Annotated in this window: 23 protein-coding genes and 1 pseudogene; 9 read left to right on the forward strand and 15 right to left on the reverse strand. The window is 68.5% G+C overall.

The window, feature by feature from the left end; translation table 11 throughout:
• Window positions 1-10 precede the first annotated feature (10 nt).
• The 8 genes from ABZS54_RS01020 to ABZS54_RS01055 form a co-directional block, all read right to left on the reverse strand.
• On the reverse strand, window positions 11-310 hold the full coding sequence (locus ABZS54_RS01020; protein ID WP_355529193.1) for a FeoB-associated Cys-rich membrane protein: 300 nt from the start codon (window positions 308-310) through the stop codon (window positions 11-13).
• A 44-nt stretch (window positions 311-354) separates the two neighbouring features.
• On the reverse strand, window positions 355-1,230 hold the full coding sequence (locus tag ABZS54_RS01025) for a hypothetical protein (RefSeq protein ID WP_355529196.1): 876 nt from the start codon (window positions 1,228-1,230) through the stop codon (window positions 355-357).
• Window positions 1,227-2,198: a type II secretion system F family protein gene (locus ABZS54_RS01030; RefSeq protein ID WP_355529199.1), complete on the reverse strand. Its 972-nt coding sequence runs from the start codon at window positions 2,196-2,198 to the stop codon at window positions 1,227-1,229. The genes ABZS54_RS01025 and ABZS54_RS01030 overlap by 4 nt, the downstream gene beginning before the upstream one ends.
• A gap of 5 nt (window positions 2,199-2,203) precedes the next feature.
• Window positions 2,204-4,060 (reverse strand): ATPase, T2SS/T4P/T4SS family, encoded by a 1,857-nt coding sequence (locus tag ABZS54_RS01035; RefSeq protein WP_355529202.1) that lies wholly within the window; start codon window positions 4,058-4,060, stop codon window positions 2,204-2,206.
• On the reverse strand, window positions 4,050-5,003 hold the full coding sequence (locus ABZS54_RS01040) for a hypothetical protein (RefSeq protein WP_355529205.1): 954 nt from the start codon (window positions 5,001-5,003) through the stop codon (window positions 4,050-4,052). The genes ABZS54_RS01035 and ABZS54_RS01040 overlap by 11 nt, the downstream gene beginning before the upstream one ends.
• Window positions 5,000-5,743 carry an SAF domain-containing protein gene (locus ABZS54_RS01045; RefSeq protein WP_355529208.1) on the reverse strand — a complete coding sequence of 248 codons (744 nt, stop codon included), beginning with the start codon at window positions 5,741-5,743 and terminating at the stop codon, window positions 5,000-5,002. Before ABZS54_RS01045 ends, ABZS54_RS01040 begins: the two co-directional genes overlap by 4 nt.
• Before the next feature lie 603 nt (window positions 5,744-6,346).
• The gene (locus ABZS54_RS01050; RefSeq protein ID WP_355529211.1) at window positions 6,347-7,636 is read right to left on the reverse strand and encodes a cytochrome P450; all 1,290 of its coding nucleotides are present in this window, start codon (window positions 7,634-7,636) and stop codon (window positions 6,347-6,349) included.
• 208 nt (window positions 7,637-7,844) lie between these two features.
• Window positions 7,845-8,213, reverse strand: coding sequence for a hypothetical protein (locus tag ABZS54_RS01055; RefSeq protein WP_355529214.1), 369 nt, complete (start codon window positions 8,211-8,213; stop codon window positions 7,845-7,847).
• Window positions 8,214-8,527: 314 nt separating this feature from the next.
• Here ABZS54_RS01055 and ABZS54_RS01060 point away from each other — a divergent pair, with 314 nt between their 5' ends.
• The 6 genes from ABZS54_RS01060 to ABZS54_RS01085 all read left to right on the forward strand — a co-directional run bounded on the left by ABZS54_RS01060 (window position 8,528) and on the right by ABZS54_RS01085 (window position 13,426).
• A complete protein-coding gene (locus ABZS54_RS01060; RefSeq protein WP_355529217.1) occupies window positions 8,528-9,037 on the forward strand; it encodes a SigE family RNA polymerase sigma factor in 510 nt (169 codons plus the stop codon).
• Window positions 9,038-9,045: 8 nt separating this feature from the next.
• Window positions 9,046-9,510 carry a hypothetical protein gene (locus ABZS54_RS01065; protein WP_355529220.1) on the forward strand — a complete coding sequence of 155 codons (465 nt, stop codon included), beginning with the start codon at window positions 9,046-9,048 and terminating at the stop codon, window positions 9,508-9,510.
• 120 nt (window positions 9,511-9,630) lie between these two features.
• Window positions 9,631-9,921: a hypothetical protein gene (locus tag ABZS54_RS01070; RefSeq protein ID WP_355529223.1), complete on the forward strand. Its 291-nt coding sequence runs from the start codon at window positions 9,631-9,633 to the stop codon at window positions 9,919-9,921.
• Complete coding sequence (locus tag ABZS54_RS01075) at window positions 9,918-10,163, forward strand: hypothetical protein (protein WP_020555267.1); 246 nt, start codon at window positions 9,918-9,920, stop codon at window positions 10,161-10,163. Before ABZS54_RS01070 ends, ABZS54_RS01075 begins: the two co-directional genes overlap by 4 nt.
• A gap of 1,380 nt (window positions 10,164-11,543) precedes the next feature.
• Window positions 11,544-12,104, forward strand: a complete 561-nt coding sequence (locus tag ABZS54_RS01080; RefSeq protein WP_355529227.1) for a restriction endonuclease — start codon at window positions 11,544-11,546, stop codon at window positions 12,102-12,104.
• 227 nt (window positions 12,105-12,331) lie between these two features.
• Window positions 12,332-13,426, forward strand: a complete 1,095-nt coding sequence (locus ABZS54_RS01085) for a hypothetical protein (protein WP_355529230.1) — start codon at window positions 12,332-12,334, stop codon at window positions 13,424-13,426.
• A 969-nt stretch (window positions 13,427-14,395) separates the two neighbouring features.
• Here ABZS54_RS01085 and ABZS54_RS01090 read toward each other — a convergent pair.
• A pseudogene (locus tag ABZS54_RS01090) lies at window positions 14,396-14,805 on the reverse strand (transposase); the annotation flags it as partial.
• Between the two features lie 473 nt (window positions 14,806-15,278).
• Here ABZS54_RS01090 and ABZS54_RS01095 point away from each other — a divergent pair.
• Window positions 15,279-15,719 carry a hypothetical protein gene (locus tag ABZS54_RS01095; protein WP_355529233.1) on the forward strand — a complete coding sequence of 147 codons (441 nt, stop codon included), beginning with the start codon at window positions 15,279-15,281 and terminating at the stop codon, window positions 15,717-15,719.
• 101 nt (window positions 15,720-15,820) lie between these two features.
• Here the strand turns inward: ABZS54_RS01095 and ABZS54_RS01100 are convergent, their stop codons facing one another.
• Window positions 15,821-16,465: a pentapeptide repeat-containing protein gene (locus ABZS54_RS01100; protein ID WP_355529235.1), complete on the reverse strand. Its 645-nt coding sequence runs from the start codon at window positions 16,463-16,465 to the stop codon at window positions 15,821-15,823.
• A 181-nt stretch (window positions 16,466-16,646) separates the two neighbouring features.
• Window positions 16,647-17,129, reverse strand: coding sequence for a hypothetical protein (locus ABZS54_RS01105; RefSeq protein ID WP_355529238.1), 483 nt, complete (start codon window positions 17,127-17,129; stop codon window positions 16,647-16,649).
• 98 nt (window positions 17,130-17,227) lie between these two features.
• On the opposite strand from ABZS54_RS01105, the gene ABZS54_RS01110 reads away from it, so the two are divergent.
• On the forward strand, window positions 17,228-17,971 hold the full coding sequence (locus tag ABZS54_RS01110; RefSeq protein ID WP_355529241.1) for a maleylpyruvate isomerase family mycothiol-dependent enzyme: 744 nt from the start codon (window positions 17,228-17,230) through the stop codon (window positions 17,969-17,971).
• A gap of 411 nt (window positions 17,972-18,382) precedes the next feature.
• Here the strand turns inward: ABZS54_RS01110 and ABZS54_RS01115 are convergent, their stop codons facing one another.
• On the reverse strand, window positions 18,383-19,129 hold the full coding sequence (locus ABZS54_RS01115) for a hypothetical protein (protein WP_355529244.1): 747 nt from the start codon (window positions 19,127-19,129) through the stop codon (window positions 18,383-18,385).
• Window positions 19,130-19,249: 120 nt separating this feature from the next.
• Complete coding sequence (locus tag ABZS54_RS01120; RefSeq protein WP_355529247.1) at window positions 19,250-19,570, reverse strand: hypothetical protein; 321 nt, start codon at window positions 19,568-19,570, stop codon at window positions 19,250-19,252.
• Between the two features lie 476 nt (window positions 19,571-20,046).
• On the opposite strand from ABZS54_RS01120, the gene ABZS54_RS01125 reads away from it, so the two are divergent.
• On the forward strand, window positions 20,047-20,409 hold the full coding sequence (locus ABZS54_RS01125; protein ID WP_355529250.1) for a YbjQ family protein: 363 nt from the start codon (window positions 20,047-20,049) through the stop codon (window positions 20,407-20,409).
• Between the two features lie 174 nt (window positions 20,410-20,583).
• Here ABZS54_RS01125 and ABZS54_RS01130 read toward each other — a convergent pair whose 3' ends face one another.
• Window positions 20,584-21,174: a TetR/AcrR family transcriptional regulator C-terminal domain-containing protein gene (locus ABZS54_RS01130; RefSeq protein ID WP_355529253.1), complete on the reverse strand. Its 591-nt coding sequence runs from the start codon at window positions 21,172-21,174 to the stop codon at window positions 20,584-20,586.
• 5 nt (window positions 21,175-21,179) lie between these two features.
• Entirely contained in the window at window positions 21,180-21,878 is a 699-nt protein-coding gene (locus ABZS54_RS01135; protein ID WP_355529256.1) for a TetR/AcrR family transcriptional regulator, read from the reverse strand.
• Between the last annotated feature and the right edge of the window lie 612 nt (window positions 21,879-22,490).

Here is a 22,490-nt window from a genome sequence, read left to right on the forward strand (position 1 = left end):
CCTTGAATCTTCAGGAGTTGGGCACTGGCTTCTCGTACTTCGTGTCGGATTCGTCCAGATCCTTTTGGTACTTCTTGTACATGGCGTAGATGACCGCCGCGATGCTGACCGCGGCGACGATGAGAACCGCGACGATGATCGCCGTCTCGATGCTGACCGCGCCGTGGTCGCGCTCCTTGCGCAACCGCCGGTAGCGATCCACCACACCGCCCGTGACGATCAAGACGAAGGCGATCGGGGTCGGGGCCAGTCTGTGTACGGCGGTTTCCACGCGATCGAGCACCGCGGGGGACGAGGAACCGGTTTGCATTGCCTGTACTCCTTCCGGAGAACGGCTCGGGGTCCGAAGGTCGTTCATACCGAGAAAATCCGGGATATTGCCGGGAATCCGAGCAGGATTCCCATGATCACCACGAGCATCGTCCCCGGAACGGTGAGCCGTTCCGAGTCCGCGTTCGCCTGTTCGTGTTCGTTTGCGAGCAGTTCGATACGTAGGGACTGTGATCGGGCCCGCAACGTGCCGTACACCGCGGCGCCTTCGGTGCCCGCCATCTCGATGATGTCCGCCACGTCGGCGAGTTCCGGAAGATCGAGGTCCTTGGCCAAGTCCCGCAGGCCGTCCCAGGGGTCCGCGCCGCTCACTCGGGCGCGCGCCAACGCGTCCTGGATCCGCACGAACGCCCATCCGTCCCCCACCGCCGCAGCCCGCTCCAGTGCCTCCGCCGGGCCCGCGTCGCCGGCGCGGCCGAGCGCGACCAAGTCCAGATAGGCCGCCGCCGCGTGCTGGAACTCGGTGCGGGCGGCCTTGGCCTGGTCGCGCAGCGCGAGGTCAGGGATGAGCCACATCCCGGCAGCCACCGCCAGGGACAGGAACAGCGGTACGTAGAAGGCGACTCCGATGCCGGTGGCCACCAGGACCGCGGAGAGCATCGCCGGCAGCAGCAGACCGAGCAAGGCCAACAGCGCCTTGGTGCGCACGAATTGCGCGATGGTCTCGCCGACCAGGTCGAGTTCGCGGTGCGGCACCCGAAAGCCCGGGATGCGCCGGGCCAGCGTGACGAGTTGGTCGTCGTACTTGCTGCCGGTCTGCTCGGTGCGCCGCTTGGGCGTGCCGGAGAGCCGGTGTAGCGCGTTGCCCAGATCCGGCGGCGCCGGCCACAGCTCGCGCACCAGCAGCGCGACGCCGGTGCCCAGGACACAGCCGCTGACGATCATCTCGGGTGGGATCACGACCACCCACCCCGCAACACGGGTGCGCTGTGCACGCCTTCCGCCTGTTGTGCGTCCACCGCTTTCGCCGCCTTGACGACGCTGCGCGGATCGGCGACCAAGAACCGCGGCTTGACGCGATCCGTGGCCAGCGACCGCATCCACATCAGCGTGCCGACATAGGCCATCGCCAGGAGCAGCAGTACCAGTTGCCCCGCCACGGTCCCGTACGGCTGCGCGTAGGTGCGGTTGATCACCACGACCAGCGCGGTCACACCGAGTGTGATGTAGGTGATCCAGCGCACGGCGATCCGGGCGCCGGCCCGGTCCGCCTCGATCGCACGGCGCTGGCGCACCTCTTCGCGCACCGTGCCGGCCAGGTCCTTGAGCGCCATCGCCAGCCCGGGTCCGCGGTCCGCCGAGCGCAGGATGAGCGCCGCCGCGATCTTGTCCGCCGTGGCGTCGCCCAGGTCGGCGGCGAACGCCCGCAGCGCCTCGTCCGGACGCCATCGCGACTGCAGCCGGCTGACCAGGTCGCCGACTTCCTCGACGATCGGCTCCGGGCAGGTCGCGCGTGAGGTGAGGATCGCGTTCTCCAGACCGGCACCCAGCTCGATCAGGTCGGCGATCCGCCGGGTCCACTCGGCGAGCGCGTCCAGCCGGTTGATGATGGTGCGGTCGCTCTTGGTCGGCGCGAGCAACCAGGGCAGTCCGGTGAAGGCGACGATCACCAGGAGACCGGCCATCAGAAAGCCGGTGAACAACCAGACCAGGGCGGCCACCACGAGCCCGATGCCCAGTCGCACCCGCCGGGCGGCGCGTTGCCGGGCACTCACCGGACCCGATCGCATCCGCCGCACGGCCAACTCCAGCCGTCCGGGCGGCTTTGGCGTGGGATCGTCGTATGTGCCGACGAGTCCGACGACCAAGCCGATCAGGCCGCCCACCAGCAGGCACCCGCACACCGCGACCAACAGCGCGTCACCCATGTCCGTCACCCGGCCTGATGCAGTTTCAGCTGCAACGGCCGCCAGCCGTGCGGCTCGTCGAGCAGATGCGGACTGAAGCCGGCCCGGATCAGGTCCGGCATGTCCGAGGGGTACATTCGGGCCATCCCTCGCGGATCGTCACCGGTCGGCGCGAAAATCGTGTTCACGGCCGGGCGGCGGTGCTCGCCCATCCCGGTCACCTCCAGCACGTGCGACACGAAACGATGCCGCTTCCCGCCGATCGCGGTCTCGTCGATCATCCGCACGAAGACCACGTAGTCGACCGCGTTGGAGGCGAGCCGATAGGCCAGTTCGGGACTCATGTGCGCGCCGTACTCCAGGCAGAGTTCGGCGATCCGGTCGAAGATCATGTCCGGCTCGCGCACGTGCAGCGTGCACATCGAGCCGCCCTCGCCGTTCGTCATCACCCGCAACATCGGCACGATCTCGCTGGAACGCACCTCGCCGACGATCATCCGGGACAGCGACATCCGCAGTGCGGAGGGGATCAACTCGCCGATGGTCAGCTCGCCCGCCGACTTGCCGTCGATGCCCCGCTCACCGTTGCCTTCGCGGGCCTCGATCGCGACCACCTGACGCAGGTGTCCCAACTCGTGCAGGAAGAGTTCGAGTTCGGTCTCGAAGGTGCCGATCCGCTCGTCCCGGGGGATCTCATGGGACAGCGCGCGTAGCAGCGACGTCTTGCCCACGCCCTGGGTGCCGCAGATGATCAGGTTCTTCTTGGCCCGAACCAGCGAACCCAGGAAGGCGGCCAGGGTCCGGTCCAGCGTGCCCAATCCGATCAGATCGGCGAGCCGCACGTCGCGCACCCGGTGCCGACGGATCGTCACGTAGGTGTGCGGGGTGACCTCGGTGATCGCCTGGAGTCGCGAGCCGTCCGGCAACCGCAGGGCCAGCGTGGGTTGCGCGGTGGACAGGGTGCGTTCGCCGCTGCCGTGCCGTCGGGCCAGATCGCGGAGCAACTCGCGTAGTTCCTCGTCGGAGGAGGTCAGCGGCGGCACTTGCACGCGAGGCCGGTCGGCGTAGTCGACCCAGACCGTGTCGTAGCCGTTGACCAGAATGTTCTCCACGGACGGGTCGGTCAGGTACGGCTCCAACGGCCCCGCCCGGAACAGCCAGTCCCACACCGCCCGGGCCATCGCCCGGTCCTCGGCGGGGGTGGTGGAGATGCCGCGCTCGCGCGCGGTGATGTCGGCCCATTCGGCGACGACCTGGGCGACGATCGCCCGGCCGCGCTGCTCGCGGTCCTCGTGGGTGAGACCGGGCGACATCTTGTCGAATTCGTGAAGTTGTTCGGCCGCGCGGTCCTTCAGTATCCGCACCACGGCCGGGTCCACGACCGGTTCGCCCGAGGGGTTTCGGGGCGGCTTGGTGGTGGTCGTGACGGGCGCCTGTCCGGCCGGCGGAGGCCGACGGCTGACCGTGCCGACGCCGTTCGCGCTCACACTCGCGGTCGGCGGCACGGTGAACATGCCGTCCCGGCTGCCCGCGTGCCCGCCCGCCCCGTTCGGCAGCCCGTTCGGATGCGCAGTAGCCGCAGGCGAAACCGGCATACCGTTGGCGGGCGTCGGCGGTGGCGTGTGCCCCACGGCGGGGGTGAGCGAGCCCGCGCCCGCCGACCAGGTCTGCCCGGGAGCCGCATCGGGTCCGGCCGGGGCGCTTCGCTGAAACCCCTCCGGCCACGAGCGCAGCGACGGCGTCGGCGGCGCGTACAGCACGTCCTCCGCCTCCGGGAGGCCCGGCACGACGTGCATGTGCGGGCGGTAGTCGGTCTCGGCGGGTGGTTCGGGTTCCGGTTTGTTGTGCGGATCCGGGTGCAGGGGCCGCGCGTTATCGAACATGACCCGCCTCCTCGCCGGCCGGCCGGTGCGCCGGTTCGACCTCGGGTCGGGACTCCGACGGTCGGCGGATGTAGGCGGCGGCCTGGGCCCAACCGTCGCCTGGCATGGGCGCGTCGGGCCCGGACGGCAACTCGCCGCCGGGTGCCGGGCGCGGCGCCAGCCGCATCCGGCGCTGGTTGGCCAGGGCCAACGCGGCCTCCGCGGTGGTCCGCGCGGCACGCATGAACTTCGAACGCAGGAACCGTTTTCCGGTGTCCCCTTCGCCGTGGGACAACACCCGAGCGCGTTCCGGATCGAACGGCAGCAGGCCCAACACGGGCGCCTCCAGGTGCTTGCCGATCTCCTGCCGCGCGTACCGACCCTCCTCGATCACCACGAGCGCGATCGAGTCCGAACCCGTCCCGTGCGTGTCGAGGTCGTTGCGCAGCGAGGCCAGCCGGGGCTGCGCCTGGGCCAGTGAGGGCAACGTCCCGCGCACGAGCGGCAGTACCAGATCGGCCCGACGTGCGGCGATCGCCGATGCGCCCGTGGTGCCGCGCCGGCCGAGGTCGATGATCACGTCGTGCGGGATCTGCTGGTTGCCCAGACCGGCCGCCAGCTGCGAGATCGGATCCCACGTGTAGGCCAGTCCGGATGCCTGGGTGGGGTCCACCAGGCCGGGCAGCAGCAGCCGTTCGCGCCGGCCGTCGGACAGGTCGACCAGTTGCCGGAAGAACGCGTCCACCAGGTTGCCCTGACGGTGCGCCACACCCAATTGGTGCAGGCCGTACTCGGCCGAAACCCGACCCTGCAGCGCGCCGGCCAGGATCGAACCCCCGTCCGGGTCGGCCTCGATCAGGATCACCCGACGGCCGGCCGGCAGCGGCCACGTGAGCAGGAGCGCCAGCGCGGTCGAGGTGACGCCGGGTGCGCCGGTGCCACCGGTGACCGCGACGACGGTCATGGGGCCCCTCCGGTCTTGGCTGGTGCCGCGTCCGCGTTGCCCGTGTTGAGCACGACGATGGAGAACCTGCCCTCGGCCACCTGAAGCGCCAGTACCGGACCGTCCTTGGCGGGCACCGCGACGTCCAGGACGGACTTGCCGGAACTCGCACTCGAGTCCGCGGTGCCGGAGCGGATCACCGTGGCCGCGGTGGTGATCGGCTGCGCGGGCGCGGCGTTGGCGTTGCCACCGGCCACGGGCACCGCCGTCACGACCAGGATCCGGGTGCCGGGCGTGACCCGCTGTACCGGCATCTTGGTCCCGTCCACGGCGATCGGGACGAGCGTCTCGCCCGGCTGGATCGCGATCCGCTCGGTGACCTGATCCGACGTCAACAAGGTGCCCGCGCGCAGCTCGACGGCCGCGCGTTTGCCCACGATGACGGCCTTGGAGCCGGATCCGATCGGGCGCAGGCCCGGGGCGTCGTTGATCTCCACGACCCGCAGGTCGTCGGCGGCGATCGTCTGGCCGTAGGGCACCGTGCGCGCGACCGCGAGCACGGGCACGCGCTTGTCGCCCATGTGATAGAACGCCGCCGAGCCGAGTCCACCGGCCGCGATCAGCGCGACCGAGAGCGCGATGAGCGCCGGCCGCCGGCGTCTGGCACCGAGGCTGCGCGTAGGCGTGACCGGCATCGCACCGGCGGCCGCGCCCTGCGGCACGACGCCGTTGCCCGATGGCCGTTCCGTCGCTGCCTTCACCACCGGCTCCGCCCCCTTGCTCTGCCGGGTCCACCCAGGTTCCGTGCGGACCGTGATCCACTTCGGAGCTACCGCTCGTATCTTCCACCACACACACTGTCAGGTGAATGGTGAACCGCCCGAAAACAGTCGCCGAAGTTGATCATTCGAAGCTTTTCGTAGCGACTTCCCACCACGTCAACCAGCACGATCGCGGACGCCATATGACGAACCCGACCCCACCAAAGATCACGGGCAAGCATCTCGTTCCGGACATCGAACGGGCCCCACGATGGTCCCGAAACGAGGCGCTCCGCAAGCACTTTCGGGCAATTGTTGGCCGGCCGAGTTCTGCGCGCACCGTGATCGCCCGGACGTGATAACACACTGCCACCCGACGCTGCGAACCGTACTCGACACGCTGCGTGGGCATGCGCGGGGCCTCGGCGGCGAATCCGGCGAAGGGGTGGAAGTATCGTCAAATTGCTTAGGCGCCTGTGGCGGTGGGGAGTTCGGGGGTCGAGGGCATATCGGCTGCTGAGAGCGGCCGGGTCTCAAACGATCTCGTCCAGGGCGGCCTCGTCGCCGACCGACTCGACGAGTACGCTCCCGCCGTCGGCGACCTCAGGTCCTGCGGCGGACGGCCGTCACCGGGAGGTGCCCCGGGCGGGGCAGCGCGCTCGTCCTCGGGCGGGACGGCTTACCGGGCGCGGGTTGGAGCTGCCACCCGGCCGACACGGTCGCGACGGTGGTCACGATCTGGGCCAGGAACAGGTGTTCGCCGATGCATCGGTGCACACCCGCGCCGAACGGCATGTACACGCCGCGCACATGCCCGCGATAGCCCGGCTCGGCCCATCGGTCCGGGTCGAAGCACTCCGGCTCCGGAAACAGCCCGGCATCCCGGTGCAGCGCATGATGGCTGTACAACACGTCGCTGCCACTCGGGATGTGATGTCCCATCACGTCCACGTCGCGATTGGCCCGGCGAACCACCAGCCAGGGCGCGTACAACCGAAGCGTCTCGTCGACAACACACCTTGTATATCCGAGGGCCCCGATGTTCTCGGCGGTCACCGGTCCGCCTGCCAACACCTCGTCCAGCTCGGCGTGCAGGCGTTTGCGCACGTGCTCGTGCCGACCGATCTCGTAAAATACCCACGAAAGAGTGGCATTCGTGTTGTCGTTGCCGGCGATCAGCAACGACACCACCTCGTCGCGCACCAGTTCGGGCGACATGTCCATGCGCGCGAACTCGCCGAGCAGACCCGTACCCGCGCCGGCGTCCACGGCCGAGGCGATCGCCGCACGCAACCGGCGCCCCGTCTCGGCGAACCGCCGGTTGCCGGGTGTGGGCAACTGCCGAGCCCACTCCGGCAACACGGTGCGGGTGAACACCTCCTGGATGAACACCGGCAGCGACCGCCGTACCTCGGCCACGGCCGCGTCGGCCGCCGGGTTCTCACCGAAGATCAACCGGCCGAGCGTGCCGAGCCCGAGTTCGCTCATCTCCCGATCGAGCGCGAGCGTGGACCCGGGCAGCCATTGCGCGCTCGCCTGTTCGGCCTGGCGGCGGATCAGCTCAACGTATCCGCCGATCCGCGACCGCTGGAACGCGGGCTGCAGGGTCCGCCGTTGGCTTCGGTGCAGGGGCCCGTCGGATGCCGCGAGACCGTCCCCGATGTGCAACCTGGCCTGCTTGAAGAACCCGTCCCGCTCGATGGTGTCCGCGTGTTCGACCAGGACACACCGAACGAGGGCGGGGTCGTTGAGGACGTACAACTCCTTCGGCCCGACCCGGATCCGCACGATCGGCCCGTGGGCACGCAGCGACGACACGAAGTCCCAGCGACCGCGCAGCAGCGCCGGGGTGTGGCCGAGCAGCGGAACTGCGCCCGGGGCGATCGGGACCACGTGGCGACTCCTTGGGTCCTTGGGATTGCACGGCGTGCCGAGCGTATTGGACGCGCCTTCGAAGACGCAGCGTCGGTTGGCGCCGGGAGTATCGGGTTTTGGGGGCGTGTGGCGGGTCTGGGGGGTGGGCGTAGGCCGGGGCCGGAAACGTGTCTTCCGGATGTCGGAGTTGGCGAAGGGCGTGCCGGGTTCCCGGGTCGACCGGTGCCTACCGCGTCGAGCGGCTTACCGGTGCGTGCTCTTTCAGGGCGTCGGCTCTGGGTCGGTCCACGTACGGCTTGCCCGGGGTGACCACGCCGGCCCGGCCGGGCCCGGGCGCCCGGACCTTGCGCGGCGCGACCGGCTCGAGGTCGTCCACGGTCGGCCGGTCCGAAATTGCGGTCGGCATCGGAGCGGAGCGTTCGCCGGGTTCGACCGAAGTCAGCGAGGCGGGCGCCGGCTTCGGTTCGTCCGCATCCGAAGCGGGGGCGACGCCCGCCCAGGCGCCCAGCGCGATGCCGACGGTCGCGAGTACAGCCCCGACCGGCCCTGCCCGGCGTATGGTCCGGCCGGGCGCCCGGTCCTGACGGTTCATCACGTATGTACTCCTTCGCTTTCGCCGCCGTCGGGCCACGAACGGACCCGGACTTCACTGAAGAGACACACGGCCGCCCATCGACCCGCGTTGCACCCTGCGCCCACCTCGGACACGTGCGAAACATCTCCGAGGCTCGGTGCAACCCGAAGCCGCCGAACCACGTATCTCCTCGGTGACAGGTCCCTCGAAATACAGGCAAACAGGCGCCCGGCACCGGCCGTGCGTCCCTGCGTGCGTGGCACGGGGTCCGGTGAGGAGGAGATCACGGTGCGCGACCCCCGCGACCACCCCCTGGCAACCCCGCTGCCGAACGCGTGAGGGACGCCGCCCGTGAACGGGAGTTCCGCGAGTACGCCGAGGCCCGGCAGGCCCAACTGCGCCGGTCGGCCTATCTGCTGTGCGGCGACTGGCACGAGGCGCAGGACCTCACCCAGACCACGCTGATGAAGATGTACACGGCCTGGGGCCGGCTGCGTCGGGACGGCAACCTGGACGCATACGCGCGAGTGGTGATGACCCGCACGTACATCGACCAGCAGCGCAAGGGCCGTTGGCGGGAGGAGCCGGTCGACGAACTCCCGCAGCGGCCGAACGGCGAGTCCTCGTCGCCGGACCTGCGACTGACCCTGCGGGCCGCGCTGCTCCGGTTGCCGCCGCGCTACCGGGCCGTGCTCGCCCTGCGATTCTGGGAGGACTGGAGCGTCGAACAGACGGCGGAGGCGCTGCGGATCAGCACGGGAACGGTCAAGAGCCAGAGCGCGCGCGGCCTGAACCGGCTGCGCGAACTCGTCGGCGAGCACATGTGGGAGCTGTCCGAGCGGTGAGGCCGGCCATGAACGATCGCGACATGTTCCAGCTGATCCTGGATCAACCCGAGCCCGACTTGCCGAGCGTGGTGGACGCGGCCGTCGCGGGCGGTCGCCGGGCGCGTCGACGCCGCCGCGTGGTGACGCTGGGCACCGGCGCGGCCGTGTTGGCGATCGCCGGCGCGGGCCTGTTCCTGACCCCATCGAATCCGGAGCGAGTGGGCCCCGCGGCGCCCGTCCCGCCGGCCACGACCGCGGTGACCGGCCGGCCGACGCCGGATTCCGTGGCGCCCAGCGTCGCCGCGACGTCCTCCGCCGAGGCCCAGCCAACGAAGGAGAAGGACGATTCGCGCGCCGACGCGTCCGGCTTGCCCGAAGAGGAGCCGACGATGGCGACCGAGCCGCACGATCCGCCGCAGGTACCGACCCAGGACTCCCGGACAATCGAGTGCCTGGCCACCAGGACGGGCAAATGCCCACCATCAACCTGAAGTTGACGGTTTGTCACACGTGGATCACACCGATCGTCACCCACCGATCACGCCGCAATCGCGCGCCCGGCCCCTAATCTGATCCCGGATCATTTCGTCCGGAGGGAAGAGAGGCCCGGCGTGAACAGCACGGACCCGTGGACCGTGGATCGCATCGCGCATGCGCTCCCACACCCCGAAGCCCGCCACGAATTCCTGCGACTGGTACACCTGACGCCGATCGGCGATTTGCCCGGTCTACTGGCCCGCTACACGCAGGCCGCGGAAGAGCTGATCGCCGGGTTGCCGCACGCGCGCGCGCTCGCGACACAGGTACGGGCCACCGGCAAGGACCCGGACCTCGACGAGGTGGACGAGGAAATCGTCCGCAAGTGGATCGCACGCGGCCGAGCGCAAAGCAGTGCCGCGTGACGTGGCGCCCGAGGATCGGCATCGAGCATCAAGAGGTCATCGACCGCTTCCCCGAGACCACGCTGAACCACTGGGGACTGCTGCTGTACAAGCTGGTCTGCGACCCGTACACGGCCACCGTCCGCTACGGCGAGGACGACCGCATCGTCCGCACCGCAGCAGCGGGGCCCTTGATCGTGGTGGTACTACTCAACGAGGGGACGACGACCGTTACCGTGCTGCAGGTCGTGCACTTGGGTTGACCCGGTGCTTCCCGCCGCCCGGCACGCAGTAGTGGTCGGCCACTTCCCCCATCACGCCTTCGTGCCGCTGGCGGCGCACCGACGGTGCAGCGGTACGACTGTCATGGTTGGCACGCTTGGCCTGCTTGGCCTCCGGGTCGAGTACCCGACAGACCTTGCGGACCTGTGGGTGCTGACCGGGAATCGCGTAGGCGGAAGCCACTCCCGCGAACGCGAGACCGAAACATGCCACAACCATGATCGCTGTCTTACGGATCCTGCTCATTCGGCAGAAGATAGCGGAGCCGGCGCCGGCACACTAACCACCATCGCGAACGAATGACGCCGAGCGGGAAAAGAACACCCCGCCACCGTCGTCCACTCCGTTCACACCGCCCCCACACCCACCTCCCGCCCGGCCACCCGATACGCACCGTCGCGCTACCGCCCGTTCCTCCACCGGCCCCCGGCGACACCACACGCCTCCCGCGCCCGAAGGTCGCTTGGCCGGCGATTGCGACGGCTCGGGTGAGAGGGACGCGCGGCTCACGCATCCGGGGCCGCGCGGCGGCACGTCGCGCACGAGCGGGGCGGCTGCGTGTCCGGTCAGAGCGGCCGCCTCATGACTCACACCGCCCGAGGTCTCAGCGTCCCGCCCCCCGAAACCTGCCACCTGCCACCTGCCACCTGCCACCTGCACAGCGGCTCGCGATCACGAACCGAGCAGGGCGGGTGCGCGTCCCATCGGAGCAGCCCGACGACCTGCAACTCAAACCACCCGAGACCTCCACGGCCCACCGCCCAAAACCTGCCGGCCGCCACCTCCGTACCACCCGCACAACAACTCGCGATCACGCACCACCTGCCGCGCACCACTCCCGAAGCGCGGCCCCGAGCAACGCCTCGACCATTCCCCCGCCGCCGTCCGCCGCCCTGCGGCTCCGCGGACCGAAGAACGCGCGGATCGCCAAGCCGCCGGTCCCGGCCCATGGATCAAAGGTCGTCGTCGTGGATCGGCCGGGCCAGGTCCGCCCTGTCGCCCCCTGCACACCCACCCACACCGCCGGGCCCCCAAGCCCCCAGGCCCCCAAGCGCCGCACCACGCCCACGCCCACAGCCAGACCCACACATCCACATCCACACACCGCAGCCGGCATCCAGCTCGGCCACGGCGCCCCCGACCCCACCCCCCATCACCCACACGGCCCCGCGCCAACCAACCACCCGACAACCACACCACCGGACACCAACACCCCCAAGGACCAGGGAGATCTCCCTCCGGCAGAGCCCATCCGAAACGCCCACCGACCCTCTCGACCATCCAGTCGGGTGGTTGATCAACCGCCCCTCCGCCTAAGCTGCCGCCCGCTCCGCCGTAGGTAGCCACCGGAGGGATCCCCTATGCCCCGAACCCCCGTCCACGCCAAACTCCGCGGCCGGGCCATAGTCCTGCTGGTCGTCGTCCCCGCTGTCGCACTGCGCGACCTGTTCGAATTCCTCGGCATTACCGGCATCGACGCATGGCTGGCCACCGCCGCCTCCCTGGCCCTCCTGTGCGCAGTCGTACACCTCGCCAACTCGACCCTCGACGACCGCGCCGATCACCCGGACGACCGCGACTTCGAACTGCAGATCGCCGATCTCTGCCGCCGCGACGGCCTCCTCGCCGTCCAAGTCGCCCGGGACGCCCACATCAAGGCCTACCTCCCCAATGGCAGCCTCGTCCTCATCCGCAGCGGCCCCACCGACCACAAGGTCCACCCCCTGGACCTCCACGACTTCATCGGCACGGCCCACCACGACCACCAGGCCGACATCCCGGTATTCATCACCCTCCACGGATTCACCCCGGAGGCCCGCGAGTTCGCCCAGTACCACGGCATCGTCCTACTCGACCAACCACGCCTGAACCAATGGCAACAGGGCCACGGCCTGACCACTTTCGTCGGCACCACCCACTGACCCCCACCCCATCCCGGACCCCCAACCCCACGCCCACCGGCCCGGACCTGCATCACCACCCACCACGTCCCACGATCACGCAATAGCCACCGCTTTGCCCCCGCCGAGTGGCTCAATCCCCCTACGTGCAGTGATCTTACGAAGACGCTTACGACTCACCCGATCAAGTGCAATGATGCTTCGGATCACGCGTTGAGCACCGAACTCCGAAGATCGCAACTGCGGGGGTGGCAGTTTTGGCCGGACCAAACAAGACCCAACTCCCGGCAACCCTCCTGGCAGCCCTAACCGCCGCCACCCTCCTGACCGGCACCACAGCCTGCTCCGCCGACAAAAAACCCAAAGATCCAAAAATTAGTCAAGCGTCACCAAAAACGGCAGCTGCGCCACTCCAGCCTCCGTCGGCCTCCAAGAGCGCGATCGCCACGGCACCGCCGATCAGCGATGCCGAAGGCACCAGCACTTCGCAGAGTTACTTTGAAGCAAGCAAGAAGGCGCGATCGGCGCGCGATGTCCGTGCACTTTCTGAAATCGAAACTGGCTCATTGCTTGAGATATCCACCGCCCGCCTGGAGCGAATTCTCAAATACGGCGACAACATTGGCAACGACGAAGACCTGGCCACGAACAGCAACATCCATGTAGCCGCACCACAAGGAGCGCCTCCCGGAGACAACAGGTGGCTTCTTTCAGTGGGCCGTCAGACGATTGGAAAGCAATCCCGAGGCTCCCTTGGAATTCTTCGCCAAGAGCAAGGTACCGGCCCCTGGAAGATGTCTTTTCTCGCATTCACAGATGTCGGCAAGGATTTTCCCATCGTCTCCCAGATCGCCACGGCGGAAGGCAAAGGATCCGGAGCGCCAACGGACATCTACTACGGGGAAGAGATCTGTCGAGATTTCGCAAACTACCTGGACAGCGGTTCAACCACAACAAACTGGGGACCGAAGGCAAAGGCAGTAATTCAGGAGGATCGCACCAACAAACACAACACAGAAGCACTGGCGAAGGGTGGGGCGGCCACTTTCAAGACCGAAATCCGAGACGGCGACAAAGTGCCCGCATGGAAAACTTCCGATGGAGGAAAATTGGTCATGTGCACCACACGGTCCTCTTCCAACCTCACGGCCGGATCTACGCCAATCACGGTTACGAATAGCCAAAGTTTCCAAAATCTGAACGGCAGAACCACCAAGTGGAAGACCCTGAATGTAGTCAACGTCGGCATGACGGTTTTCAAGGTCCCGGCAACATCGGATTCTCCGATTGACATCGTTGCCGACTCCGTTCGTTCGCTTTCAACCGACGGCACCCCGGCCTGACTCTTTTATAATCTGCTGCACCCCGAAGATGCTCGTCAGGGAGGATTCATGAATAGATCGAAAGTTCTACGAAGCGTCGCCTTGGCCTGCACTGTAGGTGCCGCCAGTGCCATGCTATTGCTCCCGAGGGCATCTGCAGGGGTAACGAACTGTGGCGACCTCATCATTTGCATCGAAGTGCCGGGGCCCGGTGGAACGACCGGAGGAGGAGCGGGTGGTACTAGTAATGGCGGCGGCGGTTCAACCGGAGGGGGCGGCAGCGGCGAACCAGGATTCACTCAGGGCAACGGGGAACACACTGCCGTAGGAGATACGACCTCCACCGGCAGCACCGGAGGCAATGCTCCGCAACCGCAAACCCCTACCGACGCTGAAGTAGCGACTCTAGCCATGGCTCAGCTCGAACTTCGAAAGCCCATCGTACATATGACCCCAGAAGCCGGGAACCTCGGACTCGTCGGGCTACCGGTGTGGCTGTGGATTGATTCGACCGACCCACATCGATGGTCTCGGGAGGGGATCTCCAAAACGGTGACCGAGCGAGGTGTAACCGTTACGGCCACCGCCCGCTCATCATATGTCTCATGGTCAATGGGAGACGGCTCCACTGTAACTTGCGATAAGCCCGGCACTAAATACGACCCATCCTCTCCTCGCACCTCGTCCCCCGATTGCGGCTACATATATAGAAGCACTTCCGGGGGTCAATCCAAGAATCGCTTTACGGTCACAGCCACGGTCCACTGGGAAGCCAGCTACGTAGGCGCTGATGGCGTGATCCACGTTCTCCCGAACATGGCGGGTGAGACCAGCACTACTGCTCGCGTGGGTGAGCTCCAAGTCGTCAACTAGCCAACCCGAACAATGCAACAGGAAAGTCGAGGGTGTACGTTTCATTCGGTTTTCACGTAGCACCACTCAAAATGGACCTGCGGTTCGGTAAAGCGCTTGGGCCTGGAGCGCGTCGGATCATGTGCGGAGCCAGACGATGAGAGCTGCAAAGACGACAATGCCGTGGAACACGTAGCCACGATTGTCGTAACGCTTTGCGACGGCACGGAACTGTTTGAGTCGGCTGGACGCCCGCTCGATGGTGTGGCGTTTCGGGTATCGCTCGGGGTCGAACCCGGCCGGTCGTCCTCCGGTGGCATCTCACCAACGACGGTTTGCGACCTGGTCATCGGGCTCGGGAATCGTGTGTCGGAACTTGCGTCGCCACAGGTGGGGACGGTTCTCCCGCGAGCTGCAGGCCTTGTCCATGCTGACGCTGTCCGGTCGGGTGCGGGGGCGGCCCGGCCGACGCGCGGCACACGCACCGCTTCCAGTACGGCCACGAACTGCGGGATGTCGCCGTTTTGACCGGTCGTCAGGACCAGGGAAGGAGAACTTCGTGGTGAACCCTGCCCCGGGAACCGCCGAGTTGCTCGCACCCATGCGCTGCGGCCGCTCGCCGCCGACCTGGACACCATTTCCGCCGCGACCAAGGCAGCACCGGCCCGCCTGCGTCACCGACCATGGGGGCCGAGCTCGTCGCGAGCGGTCCGAGCCCCGCACCTGCCGAAATCCTCCGTCGGCGCCCCGCCCACACAGGTCCGTTCGCTGCCGACTCGGATCGACCTACCGCCCGGCGCGCACCGCCTGACACCCACCCCCGCCACCCCGCACCCGGCACGCGTTGCCGACCTCCCACCGCCCGGCGCGCCCACCACCCCGTATCCGTTCGCCCCCGCCGCTCCCCTCGCTTGAATCAGCCCGTGGACACTTCCCTGTGGGACCTGCTGCCCGAGCGAGTCCGCGACACCGTGGACGAACGCGTCCTGAACGACGAGCAATTCGCCGCCGTCACGACCATGTGGGCAACCGCGCGCGCGGCATCCCGGCGGAGCAATTCCCGGGCCGGCACCCCACGCTGGACGGTTGCCAACTCGCCGTCCTCGGCCGATTTCGGATACTCGCCGACCGCGTCGTCCAGCGCCCGGAACCGCCGCGCGACGTTGTCGGCCTCGCCGCCGAGGTGCGTTCGCATTCGGGTCGGCTCGCCGCGATCGAGGCGGTCTGGGACGGCGACACCAGCGGCCCGTTCGTCTGCCTGGTCGCCGTGCATGACGATCCGCCCGCCGATCAGGAACTGGCGCTGATCCCGCACGGTGGCGACATTCGGCTCCTCAACGGCGCCCTACCGCCCTGGCCGGAGGCAGTCGAGGCGGACCGAACCGGCCGGGCACTCGCCGCAATGTCCGGCGCACCTTTCCATTTCGCCTCGCCCGAGACTCCGGACGACCTGGCTCCGTGATGGCGTGAGGCGTCCTGAACCGCACGGACCACGTCGAGTTCAGGGTCGAGCCAACGAACAGGCGCGGCCGCCGTGGATGGTGCACAAGCCCGAACGTGTTGTCAGCGGACGTTCCACCCCATCGTCGTGGCGAGCGTCGCGGCCTGCTCCAGGCTGATCGTCGCGCCCTTGAGTTCTACCGTCAGCGGGTCGAGCGAGGACAGATCACTGCCGCGCAGGTCGGCGCCGGTCAGCTTGGAACCGTGCAACATCGCGCCGGACAGGTCACAACCGGTCACCGTCGCCTTCTCCAGACGCGCGGCGGTCAGATCCGCCTCGCGCATCCGGACGCCATGGAAGCCGGCCTGGCGCAGGTCGGCGCCGGGCAGCCCGACAAACGACCAATCCCCGCCCGAGATCTCGAACAGGGTGTAGGTGCACTGTTGGAACAGGCTGCCGACCAGCTTGCAGTCGGTGAACCGGGTGTCGAAGAACGTGCAGCGCTTGAACGTGCAGTTCGTGAACGCCGCGCCGGCGTGCCGCGACGCGTTGAACGCGACCCCGGCGAAGGTGCACTCGTCGAAGACCGCCCCCTCGTCCACCACCTCGGTCCAGTCGGTGTCCAGGAACGAGTAGCGCGTGTACTTCGTGGTCTCCGTCAGCGACCTCCCGTACCAGTCCTCGTTCCGGATCACGAGCCCCTCGTCGGGAATCGGCGGATCGGACGAAACGGGATCGATGTCGGTGCGGGTGGGTCGAATGGCCATCCCTCCATTCAACACGCCGGCTCCGACATCCGCCGGATCGCAGCCCCGACCATCCAGCCCCGACCATCCAGCCCCGGGCCGCCCGGCCATTCGGCCCAAGGCATCCCAACCGCCCGGTCCGCCACCACGCGCGCGCCCCGACCCGACTCACCGATCCGCCCCGACCCGGCCGGCCGGCCGGCTACGCTCCGTCCACGACGAAGCGAAAACCCAACGCGTCCAGGAAGGCCCGCAGCAGCTCGTCCGGCGTGCCCTCCGCACGCAGCGTGGTGTCCAGGGCGGCCTCGTCCGGTGTGAGCCCCGCCTCGCGAGCCCAGGCGACGGCACGCGGGACCACCCGTTCCGGTGGCGGGCCGAGTTCCGGGTCGAGCGCGTACGATCTGGCCGCACGCGGCGCCAGCGCGCAATGCCAGACCTCGCCACCGCGCGGGCTCTGCGCGTCGATCATCGCGAAGTGGCCGGACACCACATCGGCGGTCAACACCGGCGCGTCCGTGTCCGCCATCAACGACGGACCCGGATCCAGCCCCGACGAAAGCAGCAGAACCTGCCAGTCGCCGTCGTGAGCCGACCAACGTGGTTCGCCTCCGGCCTGCTGTACGGCCGGCAATTCCAGCAGGGGCCACGCCGATCGGGCGACGACATATACACCGAAGCTACCCATCGCGCCCCAGCATAGGACCCGTCGGGCGAACCTCGTATCCCTTTGCCCCGAGCCCCGACCACCTGTACCGCTTCGATCCCGCGTGAGAGCGTGGACGGATGGACATTGCCGCTCACCTCGACCTCCTGCGCGCCGACGGCGAGTTGCTCGCCCGTACGACCGAGCGCACCGGCTTGGACGCGCCCGTGCCGAGTTGCCCCGATTGGCGGATCCGGGACCTGCTCGCGCACCTGGGCGGCGTGCATCGTTGGGCCGCGTTCGTCGTGCGATCGGGCAGCATCACGCGCCCGAGCCGAGAGGATACGGCTGCCCTCTTTCAGGCCCCGGGCGACGACGAACTGCTCGAGTGGTACCGGACCACACACGCGGACCTGCTGAAGACCCTCACCACGGCCGCCCCGGACACCCGGGCATGGACCTTCTTCGAGGCACCGTCCACGATCGCCTTCTGGGCCCGGCGCCAAGCGCACGAGACCGCCGTACACCGCGTCGATGTCGAACTCGCAGCCGGCCTATCGTCCGCCGTACCTGCGGACTTCGCCGCGGATGGGATCGACGAGTTGCTGACCGGCTTCCTGTCCCGGCCCGGGCGCAACCTCGTTGCCGACCCGCCGTTGAGCATCGCGATCGTCCCGAACGACAACGCCGCCGCGTGGACCATGCGGATCGCCACCGACGGTCGGCAGGTGGAGTCGGGTGCCGGTCCCGCCGACCTCACCGTCTCGGGCCCCGCCGAGAACCTGTACCTGCTCCTGTGGAATCGGGCCGACACCACCGGCTGCCTACTCGAAGGGGACCCGGACGTCCTGTTCCGTTGGCGCGAGTTGGCAACCGTGGATTGATTCGGCTCGATACCCGGAATTGGTAGGCCTCCGCGGGTCTAGCCTGCCCGCGGAGGCCCGCTGTGCCACCCGATCGGGCACGCCGGCACATTTAAGGACCAGGGTCGTCTTGAAAGTCGTCGCGTTCTACCATTGAACTACCAGGCCACGAGCGGCCCGGGCTGGAGTCGAACCAGCAACCGACGACTGGAGCCCCGTCCGGTCGATCCGGCGATGGGTGGCGATGCTGAGTCTGGAGCAAGAGTCTGAGATTGATCGCGGGCTGCCTCTGCCGTATTGGGCCATCCCGGCTCGTGGTGCCGGGAGGAGGATTCGAACCCCCACCGTTACCCGCGTTCGTCACGACAAGCTTCAGTTTCAGCTTGCGCTCCTCGCGCACCCCCGACCCTCCGGTCGGGGGATTCTCGAATGCTACCCGCCGTGGCCGTTGCCGAGCAGGTAGCCGAAGACGGCGTCACCGATCAGACGATCCGTCACGTCCGCGCCGTTGGCCTCCTCGCGGGCGAACTTCACCGCGCGCTGCAACTTCTCGACCCGGTCGATGAGTTCGTTCACCCGGCGGGCCGGTAGCGCGCCGGAGAACTTGACCGTGGTCCAGTAGCCGGCGGCGATGTCCTCGAAGTACATCTCCACCTGGGCCGGGTGGTGTTCGGTCGCCTCGGCCTTGACGTGGTTGCGCGGCACCTTCTTGGTCCGCACGGTACGCACCGGCTCGGTCCGCCAGGAGTCGGTGGAGGGGTCGAGGGTCCAGGTCTCGGCGGCGTCCAGGACCGGCAGCTTGCGCACGAAGGTGTGCACGTCGACCAACTGCTTCTCCAGGAAGAGCAGGTAGGACACCGGCACGTCGCGCAGCAACGGCGTCCCGTCGACGACCACGTCGGCGCGGGCCTCGCAGTTGGCCCAGTCCTTGGTCGCGGTCACGTCGAAGAGGCGGGTGAGCGTGCCTGTGACGGAGCGCAGCACCTCCTCGCCCTTGACCTGAACTCGGGTCGATTCGGGCGGCAGTTGCTCGCCCTCCTCGTCCTTGGGCTGGTAGGTGCGCGAGATGCCGGACAGCAACGCGCCCTTCTGGACCCGCTGGTGGGCGTCCGTCAACTCCTGGAAGGACTTGGTCTTGACGCCCTTCTCCACCGCGATGATCTGGTTCAATTTCGCCACGCTGCGACGCTAGCAGTGGAACGGCGGTTCGAGACAAAGGTTTTCGGCTGAGCACGGGCTGTGCACGGGGCCGCGTGGGGCCGGACCGGGCCGACGCTGACCCGGATCGCGCCATCGCCCTCAGCGCCTGATCGGCAGTGCGAAATCGTCGTCGGCGACGATCCGGTACGCGCTGTTGAGCTGCCACGGGCCCACCAGGCCCTTGATCCGCTCGGCGCGACGCCGCTCGCTCGCCCCGATCCGATCGAGCCACTCGGGGATCTGCTCGGGGCTCGCGTCGATCAAGGCCACCGTCATGAGCTGTTGCGGGTCGGCCAGATCGATCGCGCTGAGCACCCGCCTCGGATCGCCCGCGAACTGCTCGTCCGGGAGCCACGCGTCGCGGAAGGTCGCGTAGTCCACACCGTCGTTGAGCCGCCGTACCATCGCCCCGATCAGCATGTTCCCCGTCCCCTTCAGCTGTTTGACTTACACCGTAAGTGCGGCGTGACGTCAGCTTGTCTTACAGCGTAAGGATCGTCAAGGCATCACCCCGCACGCCGCTCTGCGCCCTCACTTCCCGCACTCCGCCGCGCTGCGCACGACACAAACCTCGTTGCCGTCCGGGTCGGTCGATAGGCCCACCCGGTCCCGTCCGGGATGCGCCGATCGGCGAGGCCGGCACGTACGGTCGGCGCAGTCGACGCCGACATGCAGGATGTGCGAACTCACGTGTATACCCCCGAATCGGAGCCCGCGCGACGGACCGATGGACGCCGCGCGAGCCGTGGGCCGTGGGTCCTGCCCATCCGCCGAACCGGTGACATACGTGTGGAACGGCTCCGCCGCGGCCACCTGTACGAGGCAAGGTTGCCAAGACACGACGGATTCCCGTCCCTCGATGCCCGATTCCCCGTTCCCAGATTTCGGAGGCCGACATGAGCGATCTCGATGCGTACGGCGGGGCGCCCGACAACCCGGACGTACTCGTGGTCACCACCAACGACGTGCCGGGCTATCGGGTACAGCGGGTGATCGGCGAGGTGTTCGGCCTCACCGTGCGCTCCCGCAACATCGGCAGCCAACTCGGCGCGGGCCTCAAGTCGATGGTCGGCGGCGAACTGCGCGGCCTGACCAAGACCCTGGTACAAAGCCGTACGGAGGCCGCCGACCGACTCGTGGAACAGGCGCGCGGCCGGGGAGCCAACGCGATCCTGGCGATGCGGTACGACGTCACCGACGCGGGCAACGGAACGGAGATCTGCGCGTACGGCACGGCCGTGGTGCTGGTGCAGGCGTAGTACCGCACGGCCGTGGTGCTGGTGCAGGCGTAGTACGGCCCGGCCCGGCCAGGCACGGCGCGGCCCGGCAGGAATCTGCCCAGCCCGGCGCGCCGGGAGGATTCTGCCCGGCCCGGCTCGGCGAGGCAGTGGGCCCGAAAGCAATCGGTCGTGGGTCGGCCGACCCTGAGGCGTCTACGCGATACCTGCCAGCAGCGCCGCGACAGCCAGCGCGAAACGTTCGTCGTGGTCGGCTTGCGTACCCAGACCGGCTGCCAATGCCTCCGCCAGACAGGGGAGTTCGGCGGCGTCCTGCGTCGTGGTCCGTGGTGGTGAGTCGGCGGGATCCAGCTCCGCCAACGTGTGCCCGATCACGAACGTGGTGACCGCGTTGAGCAGTTGGAAGGCACGGAGCGGCGCGAAGCCCTCGCCCACCAAGGCCGCGGCGGCACGTTCGACGGCGGCCAGGGCGTTCGGCGTGGCGACCGGACGGGTGGCCACGAGCGGGACGACCGCCGGGTGGCGCAGCAGTTCGGCGCGGAAGGCGTGGGCGAATGCGGCGAGCCACTCCGTACGCGGTCCGACCGGCTCCGGCGACACGCTCGCGACGATCCGCTCGACCAGGCCGTCCAGGACGGCGTCCTTGTTCGGCACGTAGTGGTACAGGGTCATCGCCTCGACGCCGAGCTCGGCGCCGATCCGACGCATCGACAGCTTGCCTGTGCCGTCCCGATCGGCAAGCGCCAGCGCGGCGTCCAGGACCTGCACGCGGGAGAGTCGGCCCATCGGGATCAGGCCAGTCCGAGCAGGTCGGCGTGCCGCTCGACCGCGTACGCGAAGAACTGATCGGCGGGGTCGACGCTGCCTGCGAGTTGGCCGAACAGTTCGAAGCTGACGATGCCGAACGCGCCGGTCCAGGCGAACAGGGCCCGGGCCAGGGCCGGCGGCGGCACGTCCAACCCGCCCGCTTCCACCACCGCTTGGAGCTGCGCGGCGAGTGGGCCGGGGAGGGCGGATGCGCCGGAGGGTCGGGCGAAGTCCTGACCCGAGTCCCGCAGGATGCGCAGGAGCGCGAACGGGACGCGCGCGAACGGAGCCAAGGTGTGCTCCGGCGCCTGGTAGCCCGGGACCGGGGAGCCGTAGATGAGCGCGTACTCGTGCGGATGCTCGCGCGCCCAGCTGCGGACCGCCTCACACAGTCCGCGCCAGGCTGCGCGCGGGTGCTCGGCGGGGGCCGCGGCCTCGACGGCGTGCTCGACCCGCTCGCCCACCGCGTTGTACGCGTCGACGATCAGCGCGGTCAGGAGGTCGTCTCGGCTCGGGAAGTACCGGTACAGCGCGGACGAGGCCATGCCGAGCTCGCGGGCGACGGCGCGCAGCGACAACTGTTGAGCGCCCTGGGCGGCGAGGTGACGGCGCGCGGCCGCCTTGATTTCGTGGGCAAGTTCGGCTCTGGCACGATCGCGCGCCGTACGCGTGGCTCCGGTCATCCGGTTAGTGTGCCAGACCCCAGAGCACTGCACCCAAACGAGAGCACTGATCTCGTCCGACTCCACCCAAACGAGACCACCACTCCCGATTCCCCACCCACCTCTAAACGAGAGCACCGCTCGCACACCACAGTCTCGAAGCGCGACCACCGAACACAAACGAGAGCACCGCTCCCGGAACGCACCTCTCTCTCGTATCCCCGCCCCGCCCCAACGTCCCCGAATCCCCCGCCCGCCATATCAGCCCACGCCCCGCGCCCCACGCCAACCTCGCCACCCCGCCCCCAAGCCGAACCACCCCAACCTCACACCGACCCCACCCTCGGCCCCCCAACCCCGCCCGCCCCCGCCGCACCCCCGCGCACACCCTCACCCGCCCGCGCTACCGCGCGCCCCTCGTGAGCCCCTGTGCCCATCGGGCCAACCGGCAGCCAACCGGCCAACCGGTCCGATATGTCGACCATGGCCGGTCAATACCCCTAACCTTCAGATGCGTGGTGGTCCACCCAAATGGGCTCGGCCGGGGAGGTACACATGACCGAACGTGGTGGGCGGGTCATCCGAGTCCCGTCGGAACGCGGGCAGTTGCTGCTTGTGGAGGGTGGTAGATCC

The sequence above is a fragment of the Embleya sp. NPDC005575 genome, assembly GCF_040605455.1.
Classification (GTDB): Bacteria; Actinomycetota; Actinomycetes; order Streptomycetales; family Streptomycetaceae; genus Embleya.

Excerpts from the sequence above, each read along its gene's own strand:
- ABZS54_RS01030 (WP_355529199.1), bottom strand. The coding sequence starts at position 2,198 with ATGGGTGACGCGCTGTTGGTCGCGGTGTGCGGGTGCCTGCTGGTGGGC.
- ABZS54_RS01130 (WP_355529253.1), bottom strand. The coding sequence starts at position 21,174 with ATGGGCCGACTCTCCCGCGTGCAGGTCCTGGACGCCGCGCTGGCGCTT.
- ABZS54_RS01110 (WP_355529241.1), top strand. The coding sequence starts at position 17,228 with ATGGACATTGCCGCTCACCTCGACCTCCTGCGCGCCGACGGCGAGTTG.
- ABZS54_RS01040 (WP_355529205.1), bottom strand. The coding sequence starts at position 5,003 with ATGACCGTCGTCGCGGTCACCGGTGGCACCGGCGCACCCGGCGTCACC.
- ABZS54_RS01065 (WP_355529220.1), top strand. The coding sequence starts at position 9,046 with ATGAACGATCGCGACATGTTCCAGCTGATCCTGGATCAACCCGAGCCC.
- ABZS54_RS01020 (WP_355529193.1), bottom strand. The coding sequence starts at position 310 with ATGCAAACCGGTTCCTCGTCCCCCGCGGTGCTCGATCGCGTGGAAACC.
- ABZS54_RS01135 (WP_355529256.1), bottom strand. The coding sequence starts at position 21,878 with ATGACCGGAGCCACGCGTACGGCGCGCGATCGTGCCAGAGCCGAACTT.
- ABZS54_RS01120 (WP_355529247.1), bottom strand. The coding sequence starts at position 19,570 with ATGCTGATCGGGGCGATGGTACGGCGGCTCAACGACGGTGTGGACTAC.
- ABZS54_RS01105 (WP_355529238.1), bottom strand. The coding sequence starts at position 17,129 with ATGGGTAGCTTCGGTGTATATGTCGTCGCCCGATCGGCGTGGCCCCTG.
- ABZS54_RS01035 (WP_355529202.1), bottom strand. The coding sequence starts at position 4,060 with ATGTTCGATAACGCGCGGCCCCTGCACCCGGATCCGCACAACAAACCG.
- ABZS54_RS01100 (WP_355529235.1), bottom strand. The coding sequence starts at position 16,465 with ATGGCCATTCGACCCACCCGCACCGACATCGATCCCGTTTCGTCCGAT.
- ABZS54_RS01125 (WP_355529250.1), top strand. The coding sequence starts at position 20,047 with ATGAGCGATCTCGATGCGTACGGCGGGGCGCCCGACAACCCGGACGTA.
- ABZS54_RS01080 (WP_355529227.1), top strand. The coding sequence starts at position 11,544 with ATGCCCCGAACCCCCGTCCACGCCAAACTCCGCGGCCGGGCCATAGTC.